This window comes from Neobacillus sp. NPDC093182, assembly GCF_044754045.1.
Genome location: NZ_JBIVOI010000018.1, coordinates 55,143 through 69,064 on the forward strand (window position 1 = coordinate 55,143; position 13,922 = coordinate 69,064).

Annotated in this window: 17 protein-coding genes; 12 read left to right on the top strand and 5 right to left on the bottom strand. The window is 37.1% G+C overall.

All coding sequences use genetic code 11. The annotated features are described in order from the left end of the window. Window positions 1–115: 115 nt before the first annotated feature. The 4 genes from ACIQAA_RS26390 to ACIQAA_RS26405 all read left to right on the top strand — a co-directional run bounded on the left by ACIQAA_RS26390 (window position 116) and on the right by ACIQAA_RS26405 (window position 2,163). On the top strand, window positions 116–1,336 hold the full coding sequence (locus ACIQAA_RS26390; protein WP_402625757.1) for an ATP-grasp domain-containing protein: 1,221 nt from the start codon (window positions 116–118) through the stop codon (window positions 1,334–1,336). A 21-nt stretch (window positions 1,337–1,357) separates the two neighbouring features. Next, the gene (locus tag ACIQAA_RS26395) at window positions 1,358–1,780 is read left to right on the top strand and encodes a CotY/CotZ family spore coat protein (RefSeq protein WP_402625759.1); all 423 of its coding nucleotides are present in this window, start codon (window positions 1,358–1,360) and stop codon (window positions 1,778–1,780) included. A gap of 125 nt (window positions 1,781–1,905) precedes the next feature. Further along, a complete protein-coding gene (locus ACIQAA_RS26400) occupies window positions 1,906–2,010 on the top strand; it encodes a YjcZ family sporulation protein (RefSeq protein WP_283864294.1) in 105 nt (34 codons plus the stop codon). Between the two features lie 21 nt (window positions 2,011–2,031). Next, a complete protein-coding gene (locus tag ACIQAA_RS26405) occupies window positions 2,032–2,163 on the top strand; it encodes a YjcZ family sporulation protein (protein ID WP_221820539.1) in 132 nt (43 codons plus the stop codon). 35 nt (window positions 2,164–2,198) lie between these two features. Here ACIQAA_RS26405 and ACIQAA_RS26410 read toward each other — a convergent pair whose 3' ends face one another. Together ACIQAA_RS26410 and ACIQAA_RS26415 are read right to left on the bottom strand one after the other, a co-directional pair. Next, window positions 2,199–2,606 carry a YkvA family protein gene (locus ACIQAA_RS26410; RefSeq protein WP_402625761.1) on the bottom strand — a complete coding sequence of 136 codons (408 nt, stop codon included), beginning with the start codon at window positions 2,604–2,606 and terminating at the stop codon, window positions 2,199–2,201. Window positions 2,607–2,666: 60 nt separating this feature from the next. Further along, a complete protein-coding gene (locus ACIQAA_RS26415) occupies window positions 2,667–4,403 on the bottom strand; it encodes an AAA family ATPase (RefSeq protein ID WP_402625762.1) in 1,737 nt (578 codons plus the stop codon). A 184-nt stretch (window positions 4,404–4,587) separates the two neighbouring features. Here ACIQAA_RS26415 and ACIQAA_RS26420 point away from each other — a divergent pair, with 184 nt between their 5' ends. The 6 genes from ACIQAA_RS26420 to ACIQAA_RS26445 all read left to right on the top strand — a co-directional run bounded on the left by ACIQAA_RS26420 (window position 4,588) and on the right by ACIQAA_RS26445 (window position 10,898). Next, on the top strand, window positions 4,588–6,168 hold the full coding sequence (locus ACIQAA_RS26420; protein WP_402625764.1) for a peptide chain release factor 3: 1,581 nt from the start codon (window positions 4,588–4,590) through the stop codon (window positions 6,166–6,168). A 134-nt stretch (window positions 6,169–6,302) separates the two neighbouring features. Continuing rightward, window positions 6,303–7,292 (top strand): SDR family oxidoreductase, encoded by a 990-nt coding sequence (locus ACIQAA_RS26425; RefSeq protein ID WP_402625766.1) that lies wholly within the window; start codon window positions 6,303–6,305, stop codon window positions 7,290–7,292. Between the two features lie 217 nt (window positions 7,293–7,509). Further along, window positions 7,510–7,968 carry a hypothetical protein gene (locus ACIQAA_RS26430; protein WP_402625767.1) on the top strand — a complete coding sequence of 153 codons (459 nt, stop codon included), beginning with the start codon at window positions 7,510–7,512 and terminating at the stop codon, window positions 7,966–7,968. Window positions 7,969–8,094: 126 nt separating this feature from the next. Further along, a complete protein-coding gene (locus ACIQAA_RS26435; protein ID WP_402625769.1) occupies window positions 8,095–9,018 on the top strand; it encodes a DUF5667 domain-containing protein in 924 nt (307 codons plus the stop codon). A 129-nt stretch (window positions 9,019–9,147) separates the two neighbouring features. Then, a complete protein-coding gene (gene sigI, locus ACIQAA_RS26440) occupies window positions 9,148–9,894 on the top strand; it encodes an RNA polymerase sigma factor SigI (protein WP_402625771.1) in 747 nt (248 codons plus the stop codon). A 14-nt stretch (window positions 9,895–9,908) separates the two neighbouring features. Beyond that, on the top strand, window positions 9,909–10,898 hold the full coding sequence (locus ACIQAA_RS26445) for an anti-sigma factor domain-containing protein (RefSeq protein ID WP_402625772.1): 990 nt from the start codon (window positions 9,909–9,911) through the stop codon (window positions 10,896–10,898). Between the two features lie 44 nt (window positions 10,899–10,942). On the opposite strand, the gene ACIQAA_RS26450 is transcribed toward ACIQAA_RS26445, so the two are convergent. Both ACIQAA_RS26450 and ACIQAA_RS26455 read right to left on the bottom strand, forming a co-directional pair. Continuing rightward, window positions 10,943–11,140, bottom strand: coding sequence for an alpha/beta-type small acid-soluble spore protein (locus ACIQAA_RS26450; protein ID WP_090763659.1), 198 nt, complete (start codon window positions 11,138–11,140; stop codon window positions 10,943–10,945). 116 nt (window positions 11,141–11,256) lie between these two features. Then, a complete protein-coding gene (locus ACIQAA_RS26455; RefSeq protein ID WP_402625773.1) occupies window positions 11,257–11,607 on the bottom strand; it encodes a DUF3905 domain-containing protein in 351 nt (116 codons plus the stop codon). 129 nt (window positions 11,608–11,736) lie between these two features. On the opposite strand from ACIQAA_RS26455, the gene ACIQAA_RS26460 reads away from it, so the two are divergent. Both ACIQAA_RS26460 and ACIQAA_RS26465 read left to right on the top strand, forming a co-directional pair. Next, window positions 11,737–11,898 (top strand): hypothetical protein, encoded by a 162-nt coding sequence (locus ACIQAA_RS26460; protein ID WP_179597547.1) that lies wholly within the window; start codon window positions 11,737–11,739, stop codon window positions 11,896–11,898. Beyond that, the gene (locus ACIQAA_RS26465; RefSeq protein WP_402625774.1) at window positions 11,898–12,032 is read left to right on the top strand and encodes a hypothetical protein; all 135 of its coding nucleotides are present in this window, start codon (window positions 11,898–11,900) and stop codon (window positions 12,030–12,032) included. Before ACIQAA_RS26460 ends, ACIQAA_RS26465 begins: the two co-directional genes overlap by 1 nt. A gap of 25 nt (window positions 12,033–12,057) precedes the next feature. On the opposite strand, the gene ACIQAA_RS26470 is transcribed toward ACIQAA_RS26465, so the two are convergent. Then, entirely contained in the window at window positions 12,058–13,800 is a 1,743-nt protein-coding gene (locus tag ACIQAA_RS26470; RefSeq protein WP_402625776.1) for a B12-binding domain-containing radical SAM protein, read from the bottom strand. Between the last annotated feature and the right edge of the window lie 122 nt (window positions 13,801–13,922).

Sequence of the window (13,922 nt, forward strand, 5' to 3'; positions counted from 1 at the left end):
AAATAACTGTTCGTACATAATGAACATGCCTATACCAATTACCGGAAAAAGAATATTTTATTGTAACAGGAAATCTATCACAAAAAGGTGATGACATTTTTGGCGGGTGCAAGGGATGAAATCAATTGTTTTCTTAGGTACAAATAAAACAGGATCGAGCTACGAAGGAATTAAAGCAGCAAAAAGACTAGGTTACGAGACAATTCTTTTTACGAATCGCACCATTTTTGTTGAAAATAGGGAACATTATCACGAAATAGATGATGTACACCTATTAAATATGTCAGATACAGATGCCATACTTTCAGCGATAAGTGATTTTATTGAAGAGGGGAAAAAGGTTGTTTGTTTTATTAGCTTTCTAGATGAATATGTGTATTTGGCGGCATTACTTACAAATACTCTTTGCGATATTCCTCTTACAACTGATCCGCTGCAAGTTATGACCGACAAAATTTTAACCAGAAGGTATTTAGCCGGGAAAAATTATAATCCTTTTTTTAAGGTTCTAAGCTCAACTGAAACGATCGATGATCAAATAATTGAGTTAAAAGACCAATTTCCTCTAATTATCAAATCACCTCAATCCAATGGTTCAAAAGATGTATTACTGGTTGAAAATGTCTGGGAATGTAAAAAGGGTGTGAAACAACTTCATCGTAAAAACTCTGAATCCCCTATACTGGTAGAGGAATATTTGGAGGGACCACAATATTTGATTGAAGCCGTTGTCTTTAATTCCATCATCACAGTTGCAGCGATTGTAGAGCAGGAAGTAACAAAGGGTGAACGTTTTATTATCACTGGATATTCTGTCTGTCCTGAGTTGTACTTAGAACAACTGCCGGGGCTAAAAGAAACTGTTTTTTCAATTATAGAGGATTTTCAGTTAAGAAATGGTACTTGCCATTTAGAAATGAAATTAACAAATAAAGGCTGGAAGCTGATTGAGATTAATCCAAGGATGGCTGGGGGAGCAATGAACCGGATGATTGAAGAAGCGTTTGGTTATAACCTTGCTGAACAGACCATAAGATTGTTCACGGGATTAGAACCAGAATTAAGGAAAAAACACAATAAAGCTATTTACACCCATTATTTAATCGTTGGAACAGTTGGGAAGTTACTTAAAGTATCGGGTTGTGATTCTGCAAAAGAACAAACTGGTGTTTTAGAGGTGTACACGAAAGCTGAATGTGGTCAACTTGTTACACCGCCTCGCTCCATGGGTCAACGCTATGGATATGTATTAGCTGCAGCGGATTCAAAAGATCGAGCAAGAGAATGTGCCCTGAATGGCGCAAAGCAAATTCAGTTTTATGTACAGCCAGTCTAGAATTTGAAAGGAGGTTTGGTTATGGGGGAAGAACATAAAGATATATGTATATGCCAGGACCTGCAGGACCTATTAGAAGAACAAAAAAAGTTATCCTTTGATGAATTTCGTTTTCTAAGTGAGGATTTTGGATATGACACTATTCCATTTATCCTTTCAACAGGAAAGTGTCAATTTGAGGCTTTTGGTTGGACAAATAATGGGGATTTCTTCACTACAAATGTATTTCGATTAGAAGCAATAGATGTTAGGAGATGCTGCGCAACCATATCACTACTGGAGCCTGTAGATATAGATGGCTATCCAGTAGATTTATGCGATAATGTTTTTTCATTAAGAACAACCTCGAATTGTTTAGTTGTAGACCTCACCTGTTTTAAATCACTACAGCCACTATCACCTAGGTTAGTGGATAGACTCCTTCCTATAGTGGATCCTAAATGATTGATATGCCCAATTAGATTGGGCTTATTCTTTTTTTTGAAAAGTGGGTTATTTGGATATGTGTCTATCGCACATTTTTATAGATATGAATAGGATATATGGAATTAAAAAAGGAGGTAATGTAAATGTCTGGTTCACATGGCGGGTACGGCGCAGGCTTTGCTCTTCTAGTTGTATTGTTCATTTTGTTAATTATTATCGGGGCTTCTTGGGGCCGAGGTTACTATTAAATTAAAGAGGGGGTTATAAATATGCCATATGGATATGGTTACGGCGGCGGCTTTGGTTATGGCGGCTGTGGTACAGGATTTGGCGGCGGATTTGCTTTAATCGTCGTTTTATTTATCCTATTGATTATTGTTGGAGCAGCTTGTTTTAGATAATAAGAAAAGCGAAAGCGCTTAGGAAACCCTCTTGACTAGTCAAGAGGGTTTCCTTTTGTTGAATGTTTCCACTTTTTGAATTCATTGATTTCAACTGATAATTTTTTAAGTGTTAAGCCTATCACCGCAGCATCATCAACAATCCCTAATCCCACGAGAAAATCAGGGACTGCGTCTAAAGGAGAAACGAAATATAGGATAGCCCCAATGATAGTTAAGATCGTAGCGGGAGCAACGTTCCGATATTCACCTTTGGAATATGCCTGGACTAAATCAAAAAATAATTGCAGCTTTTCCCAGGCATCTCCTAAAGTACCTTTGTTATTTCTTGCCTTGAGGATTGCCTTCTTCAATAAGCCTTCAGTCTTTTTGGGATTATCGATATACCCCTTAGCACCTTCACGCTGTTTCTTTGCTTCAAAATATATTTGAGGGTCAACCATTTACAAACACTTCCTTAAGTGAATATATAAAGTTAGTGTGCCTCAAAACATTCATTTCAATTATGCAGAAACATCATCACTTTTTACAGAAGTCTTTCCCCAGACAATTTTCTCTACCTCATTGCCTTCAAGTGTTTCTTTCTTTAATAAGCTATCGACTAATTGCTGATACTGATATTGATGACTTTTAATAAGATTCTCTGCTTTTTCTATACCTTTTTCAAACAGTTCTTGCATTTTTTCTTCTTTGTCCTGTTTGTTAAAGGTAAGGGTAAAACCTCCCTGAAGCATACCCGTATCAACCATTTGTTCGATAATTTGCTTTGCTTGCTGCACATCACCACTGACGCCGATGCTATGTTCGCCAAGCAGCATTCTTTCGGCAACACCACCGGCTAACACCATGGCGACCCGGTCTAGTAAATCACTTGTGGTTGATAAATGAAGCTCTTTTGGGATAGGTGCCACATATCCCAGTGCCTCACCACGTGGGATAATGGTCGCTTTCCTTACAGAACCTGGCTTGGTTAATGAAGCTACAATTGCGTGCCCTGCTTCATGAATGGCCACACGTCGCTTTGTATCCATATCCTGTAAAGAACGAGAGGTACTTCCTAATATTGTCCGGTCAAGAGCATAATCAAGGTCATCTTTTGTTAATACTTCCTGCCCATTACGTACTGCCAGTCTGCTTGCCGTTTCAAATAATGATTGCAGCTCTGCTCCTGAAAAGCCGGAGGTACTTTCAGCTAAATCATCTAAAGAGGCTAGAACCTCATCACTTAGTGCTTTCCCTTTAGTATGAATATCAATAATTTCTCGTCTTCCTTTTGTATCTGGAAGTGGAACATGGAAAGAGAAGTCAATTCTGCCTGGCCTTAAGAACGCCTCATCTAGCATATCTTTTCTGTTCGTTGCGGCAATAAACAATATTCCATCATTTGAATGCCCCCCATCGAGTTGTACAAGGAGTTCGGTTAATGTTTTTTCTGCTTCTTCACCGCCGTGGGCTTTTCTTCTGCCGGCCAAGGCGTCAACTTCATCAATAAAGATTACTGCCGGACCTTGTTTTCTTGCAGTCTGAAATAAAGAGCGGACCCTGCTGGCGCCGACTCCTACGAATAACTCATTAAAAGCCGACCCGCTGGCAGAAAAGAAAGCTGCATTTAATTCACGGGCTATCGCCTGAGCTAATAATGTTTTTCCTGTACCAGGCGGTCCATATAATAGGATTCCTTTAGGCGGCTTAATCCCCATTTTAATGGCTCTTTCCGGTTCCTTCAGTGTTGAAAGTGTCTGAAGAATTTCTTCCTTCATTTCTTCACCAATCCCGCCAATATCATCTAAACTAATGGATGGAAGAGGTCGTGCCTGAGAAACACTATTCTTCATTGAATTCGAAAGACCAAACCCGCCTTTTGTTTTTTGAAGTACCAAAGCAGTTCCAACAAGGGCAAGTATTATAGCAGCCATGATCCACTTTCCAAAACGGCTGCTATTAGAAAAGGAGTAATTAATATTATATTTCTCAACGAGTTTATCGACCATTTGACTATTAGGCGGAACATGTGATTCGTATTTGAGACCGTCAACTTCCAGCAGGATACGGCCGTCAGAGTGCTCGGTTAGTGCTACTGGTTTCCCATTTTGCTCTAGAATCGTTTCTTCAACTGAAGAGAAAGGAATTTGAACTTTTTCATTGGATGTTTGGATGATCCAAGCAATCCCTACAAGTAATAATAGTAACGCTGCAATGAGCGGAATAATCTTTGAAACTAGTTTTTTACTTTTATTCAATTTAGTCATCTCCTTAAACAGAGTCTTATTCCATTATAAAAGGAAAATGACAAAAGGCGATGCGGGAATGACTGGAAATAGATTTCCAATCGGATTGTATTAAAGGATTGCAAATTTGACCGCGAGACTATAAGATTAAGGGTACGAGAAAAATTTTTGGATTGTCAAAAGAGAGGAATTAGAAATGGGTAACAATTTTAAAGAAGAAGTATTATCACGCAGAACTTTTGCGATTATTTCTCACCCGGATGCCGGGAAAACAACATTAACAGAAAAATTATTATTATTCGGCGGAGCGATTCGTGACGCTGGTACGGTAAAAGCTAAAAAAACAGGTAAGTTTGCGACGAGTGACTGGATGGAAATTGAAAAACAACGGGGAATCTCTGTTACGTCCAGCGTTATGCAATTTGATTATAATGATTTTCGTGTCAATATTTTGGACACTCCCGGACATCAGGACTTCAGTGAAGATACGTATCGGACTTTAATGGCTGTTGATAGTGCCGTTATGATAATCGATTCTGCTAAAGGGATTGAGGAACAAACATTAAAACTATTCAAAGTATGCCGAATGCGCGGAATTCCAATTTTTACTTTTATTAATAAGCTAGATCGTCAAGGGAAAGCACCATTAGAGCTTCTTGCGGAATTAGAAGAGGTTCTTGGAATTGAGTCATATCCCATGAACTGGCCAATTGGGATGGGTAAAGAGTTTCTTGGGATCTACGACCGTTATTACAATCGAATCGAACAATTTAGAGTAAATGAGGAAGACCGTTTCATACCATTAAATAGTGATGGAGAAATAGAAGGAGAACATCCATTAAAGGCTTCTGGACTTTATGACCAAACGCTTGAAGAAATCATGCTGTTAAATGAGGCTGGTAATGATTTCTCTGCTGAAAAAGTTGCGGATGGAAAAATTACACCGGTTTTCTTTGGCTCTGCGTTGACAACTTTTGGGGTTCAAACCTTCTTAGAGACATACCTGCAATTTGCTCCGGCTCCGATGGCTCGAAATTCATCGATAGGCGAAATTAATCCGCTTGCTGAACAGTTTTCAGGATTTGTCTTTAAAATTCAGGCAAACATGAACCCAGCCCATCGTGACCGGATTGCTTTCGTTCGTATTTGTTCAGGGAAATTTGAACGAGGAATGACCGTAAATATTCCGCGCTTAGGTAAACAGATTAAGCTTTCTCAATCCACTTCTTTTATGGCTGAGGAGAGAAATACAGTTGATGAGGCTGTCAGCGGGGACATTATTGGTCTTTACGATACTGGTACTTACCAAATCGGTGATACCATTACCGCAGGTAAAGACAATTTCCAATTTGAAAGACTGCCGCAATTTACACCGGAGCTTTTTGTTAGGGTTTCCGCAAAGAACGTAATGAAACAAAAATCATTTTATAAAGGAATTCAGCAGCTTGTTCAAGAGGGTGCAATCCAGCTCTATAAAACTGTAAAAACAGATGATTATTTATTGGGTGCTGTTGGGCAATTACAATTCGAGGTTTTTGAACATCGAATGAAAAATGAATACAATGCTGAGGTATTGATGGAACGGATGGGTTCTAAAATTGGCAGATGGATAGAAGGGGATGTTGTGGATGAGAATCTCTCGAGTTCTAGAAGTCTGCTTGTAAAAGATCGCTTTGATCATTATGTATTCTTATTTGAAAATGATTTTGCACTTCGATGGTTCCAAGAAAAAAATCCAGACGTGAAGCTTTATAACCCTATGGATCAGCACGAGTAAAAAGACGGGATTATTCCTGTCTTTTTTTAATAAACAAAAATACAGAAAATTCAGATTAATATCTTGACTATTATTTTCGCAACAACATACAATTAGTACAAATGTCTACCTAACATTTTTTAGGAGGTATTACGTTGGGATATAATTATTTTTTTACAGGTTTTCCGGGTTTTATCTGCAACCAATTAATTCGGGAAGTTTTGAAAAAGAATGAAGGGAAAGGAACAATTTACGTATTAGTTCTTCAAGGCATGATGGATAAAGCAAGGAAGGAACGACATGCTATTATTACAGAACTAGGTCTAAAGGATGATGTATTTATCCTTATAGAGGGAGACATCACCCAGCCATCACTCTTGATCTCTGAAGATAACATTGAAATTCTAAACAATAGGGTAACCCATGTTTTTCATCTTGCAGCTATCTATGATTTGGCGGTACCAAGGGATATTGCTTTTAAAATTAATGTGAATGGCACAAATAATGTGAATACGTGGGTTAAGGGGCTGACTCAATTAAAACGTTACGTCTACTTTAGTACGGCATATGTTGTGGGAAAACGAGAGGGAACCCTTTACGAGACTGAGCTTATTCGCCCTGAAAGTTTTAAAAATCATTATGAAGAAACAAAATATGAGGCTGAAGTTTTGGTTGAAAAACTAAAAGAAGAAGTCCCGATTACGATTATTCGTCCTGGGATTGTTAAAGGTCATTCACAAACAGGAGAAACGATAAAATTTGATGGCCCATACTTTATGATGAATTTTTTGGAGAGATTAAAATTCCTCCTACTGCTCCCAAGACTAGGAAAAGGAGAAGCGTATGTTAATTTGGTCCCAATTGACTATATTATTCAAGCCACAGCATATCTCAGCTTTTTAGAAGGCAATGCCGGTAAGACCTATCATTTAACCGACCCTCGTCCCTACCGTGCTTCGGAAATATATACCTTTATGATGGAGGAATTGCTGCACAAGAAACCAATGGGCACCCTCCCATTATCTGTTGGCAAATGGTTTCTTTCCATAAAGCCGATGAGAAAGTATCTGGGGGTTGAAAAAGAAGCACTGGAATATTTTACGTGGATGGTCATTTTGATTGTACACAGGCCGTCAATGACTTAAAGGGGTCAGCAATTATGTGCCCTGATTTTAGGGATGGCGTCAAGGCAATGACTGCATTTTACTTAAAACAAAAGGATAATCCGAACTATCGGATACCCATTTTATGAATTTTACACAAAGAAACTATTCAAAAATATTTCTTATAAACCTCGTTTATTCGGACGTTTACTGGTAAAACTAAATTGGAAGTAACTTACAGTAGAAGCGAGATAGAGAAATGAAAAAAATGAGTAAATTAGAAGCGGTATTATGGAGTATAGCCTTTCCAGGATTCAGCCAGCTATTAAGTGGTCAGTACATCAAAGGTATTTTCTTTGTGATTCTAGAATTTATAATTAACGTGAACAGTCATTTTAATAGTGCGATTATGTTAAGTTTTTTAGGTGAAATAAAAAAAGCTGAATCCATAATTAATTATCAGTGGCTAATGTTTTACCCATGTGTTTATATGTTTGCGATGTGGGATGGTTATCGTTCAGCAATGCCAGCTGAGGAAAAGTACTCTTACTTACCTTTTGTATTTTCCGCTTATTTTGTCACAGTAGGATTAATGATTTCACCTAAGGTTACGATTTTTAATGTTCATCCAGGTCCTGTTTTTTTACCTATGTCATTTGTCATACCTGGGTTACTCATTGGTTTTTTGCTAAAATGGTTATTAAAATCACTAAATTAGCTGCAAATCAGAGACTGATTTGCAGCTTTTTTGTTGAGAATTTTTTTGTTGCCCCCATAAAGGAGTACGAATTCTACGTACATCTTTAGTGACAAAACGGCGGTTAAAAACAATGAGGTGTAAGAATTGGAGAATCAGACAAATCGAAAGTCATTAACCAAAATCACAAAAGGTGCTCTAGCAATGATTCTTGCAAGTGCAGTGGTATTTCCTGTAAATGTTTTCGCTGATGAAACAACCAGCGAGACAGCAATAATAGATCTTCAAGCGGAATCTAGCTCTGAAGGTGATAAAGGAGAAACACCTTCACTATTACCAGGGGACTTCTTCTATTTTTCGAAGATATTAATAGAAAAAATCCGCCTTGCTCTTACTATTGATGATGTAAAGGAAGCAAAATTAATTGCAGAATATGCAGCGGAGCGGCTTTCAGAGGCTGAAGCGTTGTTTGTTGATGGAAATGAAGAAGCAGCGTTAGAAACGATGAAAAAAGCAATCGATAATATTGATATAGCAGAAGACCATGTCACCAATGCTGAAGAGGATGATTCAGGGGAAACAGTTGAAGATGAAACTGAATTAGAACAAGCAAAGGAAGCTGTCTCACAAAATATCATCTCCCTCACTGCAGCAATGGAAAACGTGAAAAATCCCGCTGCAAAAGCTGCATTGCAAAAGAATATTGAAAAAAGCTATGCCATGCTTGCTAAGAAAATGAAAAAACGGGAAAAGAAACAACAATTAAAGACAAATGAGTATAGTCCTGAAGAATCAGCAGCTGCTCCTGGTATTGTTCCTAATACGGAAACCAATACTCCTGAAGAAGAAACAGGAGAACTAACGCCTGAAGTTACCTTGCCGGTAACATCACAACCTTCAATGGAGGACATTCAACAAACAACAGTACAAGAAAAAAAATCAGCAAAACAGGAAATACAACACCAATTGAAAGAAGAAAAGGCTGTAGGAAAAGAGAAAAAAGCAGAAATGAAGCAAGCTTTAAAGGAAATGAAACAAGAGAGTAAAGGAAATAACGGTAAAGGAAATTAATAGAACAATAGAAACAATAAACAGGAAAACATAGCCTTTCTTGGGGCTATTTTTTTTAGTATGCTAATACCCTCATAAAATCCAATGTGTCAGCCGTATGGTATAATTGGTTCATAGAGAGGTGAGGCAATGCTAGGTTTATTGTTTTTAACCAAAAATAAAAAGCGTACTTTAGAAGAGTCGGTACGATTAATTCAACAAGGTGACCACTCTTTACTTAATGAAATTATAGATGCTTATAAACCATTTATTGCAAAAAACGTGTCTTCCGTATGTAAACGATATATTTATGAAACCGACGATGAATTTAGTATTGGTCTTATTGCATTTAATGAAGCAATTGAAAAATATTCACCTGAGAGGGGAAGTTCCCTGCTTAGTTTTGCCGAAGTGATCATTAAACGAAGGGTAATTGATTATATTCGTAAGCAAACGAAAAACCAACATGTCAGCATTGACCTAACTTATTCTTCCATAGAGGAAGAGTCTGCAGGCATGGTAATTGTAAACGAGCTATCACTCGAGGAATATAAGAAAAAGTCTGACGAGGAAATCAGGAAAGAAGAAATCATTCAATTTCAAATACTATTAACATCATTTGATTTAAGCTTTAGCGATTTAGTTGAAAATTCACCGAAGCATGCCGATGCAAGGGAGAATGCCATCAAAGTAGCAAAGCTATTAGTTGAAAATAGGGAATTAAGGGATTCTTTGTATGAAAAAAAGCGTCTTCCCATAAAGCAGTTAGAAAAAAAGGTGAATGTCAGCAGGAAAACGATTGAACGAAACCGGAAATATATTATCGCGATTGCACTTATATTATCTAGTGACTATGTTTATTTAAACGATTATTTAAAGGGGGTGCTAGAGACATGAGAAAGGGAGTTGTAATGCAAGTTAATGATCCTTATGTGACATTATTAACTTCTGACGGAGAGTTCTTGCGTGCCCGAAAAATGGATAGAGTTTATTCTATAGGTGAAGAAATAGATTTTTTTCCTATTACTGATTATCTACAAAGCAAACAAACAAAATCATTAAAAAACTTTTTTACTTTAAAAACAGTTTGGATGACGATGGCTGTTCTGATTATAAGTGCAGGGTCTATTTTTCCAGTTTATCAAAATAATAAAGCGTATGCTTATATGTCTATTGATGCTGGCACTAGTATTGAAATGGGATTAAATAAGGATATGCAGGTAGTTGAATTAAAGGGATTTAATAAGGAAGCAAAAAAAATTATCTCCCAGCTGGACGATTGGGAGAAAATGGATGTGTCTGAGTTAACTTCCATGATATTAACACAGTTAAAAGAAGATGGTCATATAACCCAAGCTGAGCCAGTTTTAATTTCAACGGTTAAAACAGATGAGTTGAAAGAGAATGGCACAGAGAAACTTGAGGAAAATATCGAGGAAATCAAAGAAAAAGTTGATATAGAAGTAAATATGTATACAAGTACTGAGGAAGAAGTAGAAAAGGCCCAAGACTCAGGTGTTCCAGTCGGGGTCTATCATAAAAATAAAAATAAAAATAACTCTGTAGAGAAAAAGCAAACAAAAGAAAAGGTAAAGCAAACAGACATTACACCATCTGAGTCTTCTTCAACTACAGTACTGCCTCCTGGACAGCAAAAGAAACTAGAACAGGCTGACAATAATCCGAATAAGAACCAACAGGTGTACCAAAACCAAGATATCCAAAATAGTAATCCAATACCAACCGAGCAAGGAAATGGGAAGCAGACTCCACCTGGATTAAACAAATATGACAATGGTAATCAAAATCAAGCGAATCATCAAGAGAAAAATAAACAAGAAAAACCGAAAACCAATAATCAAAATAAAGCAAACAAACAAGAGAAAAATGGCAAAAAATAAGTCCGGCGAAAATGCCGGACTTTTTCCATGTTTATTTAGTTGAATTATTGTTGTTGACCTGCCATTTGAGCTTGCGCTTGTTTAACTAATCTTTTCGTGATTTCTCCGCCAACAGAACCATTTGCGCGGGACACAGTATCAGAACCTAAATTAACCCCAAACTCTTGGGCAATTTCATATTTAACTTGATCAAGGTATTGCTCTATTCCTGGAACTAATAATTTATTGCTGCTGTTAGCCATTTTTGTCATCTCCTTAATATCTCTACAGAGATTTATTTCTCTGTAGTTGTATTATGATTCAAATCAAAATTTAAATAAGTGGTAATGTTTTGCGGAAATGGAACGTTATGAACAAATTAATCAGTGCCTTTGCTGACATCGATTGTTGGGTGCATGAAGGGATAAGCTTTGGGTTTCTTTTTACTTTCGAGAAGCTCCCGATTTTCTGTGGTATTCCATCCGATATCGTTTGTCGGGTGAACCCATTCATCCCCTGCCATAATTTCTGGATCGGTATCTTCCGTCCAATTTTCCAACGGTGAATTTGGAGAGGAATAGTGGCTGTCGCCAATTACTACACCATGCTCATTAACAAATGGAGGCTGCATTTTTATTCCAGTATCCTCAAAACTAGGGGCATTTATTTGATGTGGCATAGTCTCGTTAATCGTTAAATTTTCATCTGTTTCTTTGTTTTCTTTGGTCATTTTCTTCACTCCTATTTTTCTTTATTTTTCGCTGGATGGACAAATTTATTTATGAAAAATAAGGAAGTGTTTGAATTTCTCCTTTTGTTAAAACTAATGGTGTAACACAAAAATGGGAGGATGAAAAAAATGGCTAAACGAAAAGCAGAACATGATGCTGTAAATAAGTATTCAAAAACTCCTCATAAGAATGTTCAGGAAAGTGAATTTTCCGCAGAATACGCTGGTACAGAGGATGCAATTAGGGTGCAAAACCGTAATTCCAAACTTGGAAAAAAAGGAAGAAGCTAATGAAAGAAAAAAAAAGTGTGCAAAACACACGTGAGGAGTTCAGCATTGAATTTGGGGACGTAAATGGAATAAAGCTATATGAAGTACTTCAGGCGAGAGATAGCAATAAAAAGCCTTCCAAGAAAGAAAAGTAAGCCGGCTGAATCAGCCGGCTATTTTTTAATCTTTAAATGGAAATATAATCGTTCCTTTATTTGACGGGTCAAAATATGCCAATAAATTTGAAGGCATTTTTACAATGCTGCCTGATGACAAGTAAACGGACAGATCAAAAGACAGGTCTTCTATCATGGTATGCTTATATAATTCTTTCTCATCAAGTGCCAGATTTAAATAAGTTTGTCCCAAAAGCGATGGATTTTCGATTATTTGCTTATATATTTCTGTTCTGGTCTGTTTATTTGAGCTTTGTTCCCACCAAGGCTTGCGAGGTTTGTACTTATGATTAATTAAATAATCATATTTCATCAGACCAGCAATGATGTCAATGTCGCTTACGGATTTCGATTCTAGAAAAGAGAATAATCTTCGGAATAAATCTTCTAATTGATGACCGATTCTAGACCAGCCCTGCTCATCCCAATAGGTCCCAAACTCCTGGAAAAAGTCAAAAGGTGAAGGAAATACATTTGATACCAAATACTCAATCGTATGATTCATTCGATGGTCATTCCAATATTTTTCCAATACATCCTCCACCTGTTTAATTCTGAGAATATCATCAAATGGCAGGACATTATTGCCCAAAATTTCATAAGGCGATTGATCCATATAAATATAATTATGGTCAGCAGCGCGAAGTCTAAGTCCAGTCCCTCTTAACATTTTTAAAAACCCTAACTGCAGTTCTTCTGGGCGAAGTTCAAAAACATCATTAAACGTTTTCCGGAACGAAGAATAATCTTCCTCGGGTAGCCCAGCGATTAAATCCAAATGCTGGTCAATTTTTCCGCCATCTTTCACCATCGTGACCGTTCGCGTCAGTTTTTCAAAATTTTGTTTCCTCATCACAAGCTCATTCGTATAATCATTGGTTGATTGTACACCGATTTCAAAACGAAACAGCCCTTTTGGTGCTTCATTATTCAAAAATTCGATAACCTCAGGTCTCATAATGTCGGCAGTAATTTCAAATTGAAAAACTGTTCCGGGAAGATGTTCGTCTATTAGAAATCGGAACATTTCCATTGCATAGCTTCTGCTTATGTTAAAAGTACGGTCCACAAACTTAATGGTCTTTGCCCCGTTCGACATTAAATAACGAATATCATCCTTAATTTTTTCTCTGTCAAAATACCGCACCCCGACTTCAATGGAGGAAAGACAAAACTGACAGCTAAATGGACAGCCTCTGCTTGTTTCAATATAAGTGACACGCTTTCCTAAATGAGCCACGTCTTCAGGAAATCGATACGGAGATGGGAGTTCCTTCAGATCCAGTTTATTCATTTGAGGCGTGATTTTTATTTCTCCATCTTTCCGGTAGGCAATTCCGGGAACATTTTTATACTCGCCTTCTCCATTCATTTCAGTAAGTAATTGTTTAAATGAATGTTCTCCTTCTCCAATGACAATAAAGTCAACATTTGAAAGTTTTTCCATCCATTCTGCAGTATCGTAAGTAACTTCAGGACCTCCTAAAACAATTTGGATAGAAGGGTCAATCTTTTTCAGCATATTAACCACTTTAATCGTTTCTTCAATGTTCCAAATGTAACAGCTAAAGCCGATGATTGTTGGTTTTTGCTGATAAAGGTCTGATACGATGTTCATGGCAGGATCTTTTATTGTATATTCCTTCAGCTGGATATTGAATTCCGGAGCTGCAAAGGCCTTTAAGTAACGAATTGCTAAATTTGTATGTATATATTTAGCATTTAATGTACTGCAAATAACGTTCATTATAAAACTCCTTTGAAAAAATTAAACAATAGTATATTATACCCCATTTTTGAAAAAAACGATAACCCAAGTAGTGTAATAAGCTGTTATACCACAGGGGATTTCCTGTTATATAATTATTT

Bases quoted from the DNA above. Each gene is read 5' to 3' on its own strand.
- ACIQAA_RS26390 (WP_402625757.1), top strand. From the start codon at position 116: ATGAAATCAATTGTTTTCTTAGGTACAAATAAAACAGGATCGAGCTAC.
- ACIQAA_RS26395 (WP_402625759.1), top strand. From the start codon at position 1,358: ATGGGGGAAGAACATAAAGATATATGTATATGCCAGGACCTGCAGGAC.
- ACIQAA_RS26400 (WP_283864294.1), top strand. From the start codon at position 1,906: ATGTCTGGTTCACATGGCGGGTACGGCGCAGGCTTTGCTCTTCTAGTT.
- ACIQAA_RS26405 (WP_221820539.1), top strand. From the start codon at position 2,032: ATGCCATATGGATATGGTTACGGCGGCGGCTTTGGTTATGGCGGCTGT.
- ACIQAA_RS26410 (WP_402625761.1), bottom strand. From the start codon at position 2,606: ATGGTTGACCCTCAAATATATTTTGAAGCAAAGAAACAGCGTGAAGGT.
- ACIQAA_RS26420 (WP_402625764.1), top strand. From the start codon at position 4,588: ATGGGTAACAATTTTAAAGAAGAAGTATTATCACGCAGAACTTTTGCG.
- ACIQAA_RS26430 (WP_402625767.1), top strand. From the start codon at position 7,510: ATGAAAAAAATGAGTAAATTAGAAGCGGTATTATGGAGTATAGCCTTT.
- sigI (WP_402625771.1), top strand. From the start codon at position 9,148: ATGCTAGGTTTATTGTTTTTAACCAAAAATAAAAAGCGTACTTTAGAA.
- ACIQAA_RS26445 (WP_402625772.1), top strand. From the start codon at position 9,909: ATGCAAGTTAATGATCCTTATGTGACATTATTAACTTCTGACGGAGAG.
- ACIQAA_RS26450 (WP_090763659.1), bottom strand. From the start codon at position 11,140: ATGGCTAACAGCAGCAATAAATTATTAGTTCCAGGAATAGAGCAATAC.
- ACIQAA_RS26455 (WP_402625773.1), bottom strand. From the start codon at position 11,607: ATGACCAAAGAAAACAAAGAAACAGATGAAAATTTAACGATTAACGAG.
- ACIQAA_RS26460 (WP_179597547.1), top strand. From the start codon at position 11,737: ATGGCTAAACGAAAAGCAGAACATGATGCTGTAAATAAGTATTCAAAA.
- ACIQAA_RS26465 (WP_402625774.1), top strand. From the start codon at position 11,898: ATGAAAGAAAAAAAAAGTGTGCAAAACACACGTGAGGAGTTCAGCATT.
- ACIQAA_RS26470 (WP_402625776.1), bottom strand. From the start codon at position 13,800: ATGAACGTTATTTGCAGTACATTAAATGCTAAATATATACATACAAAT.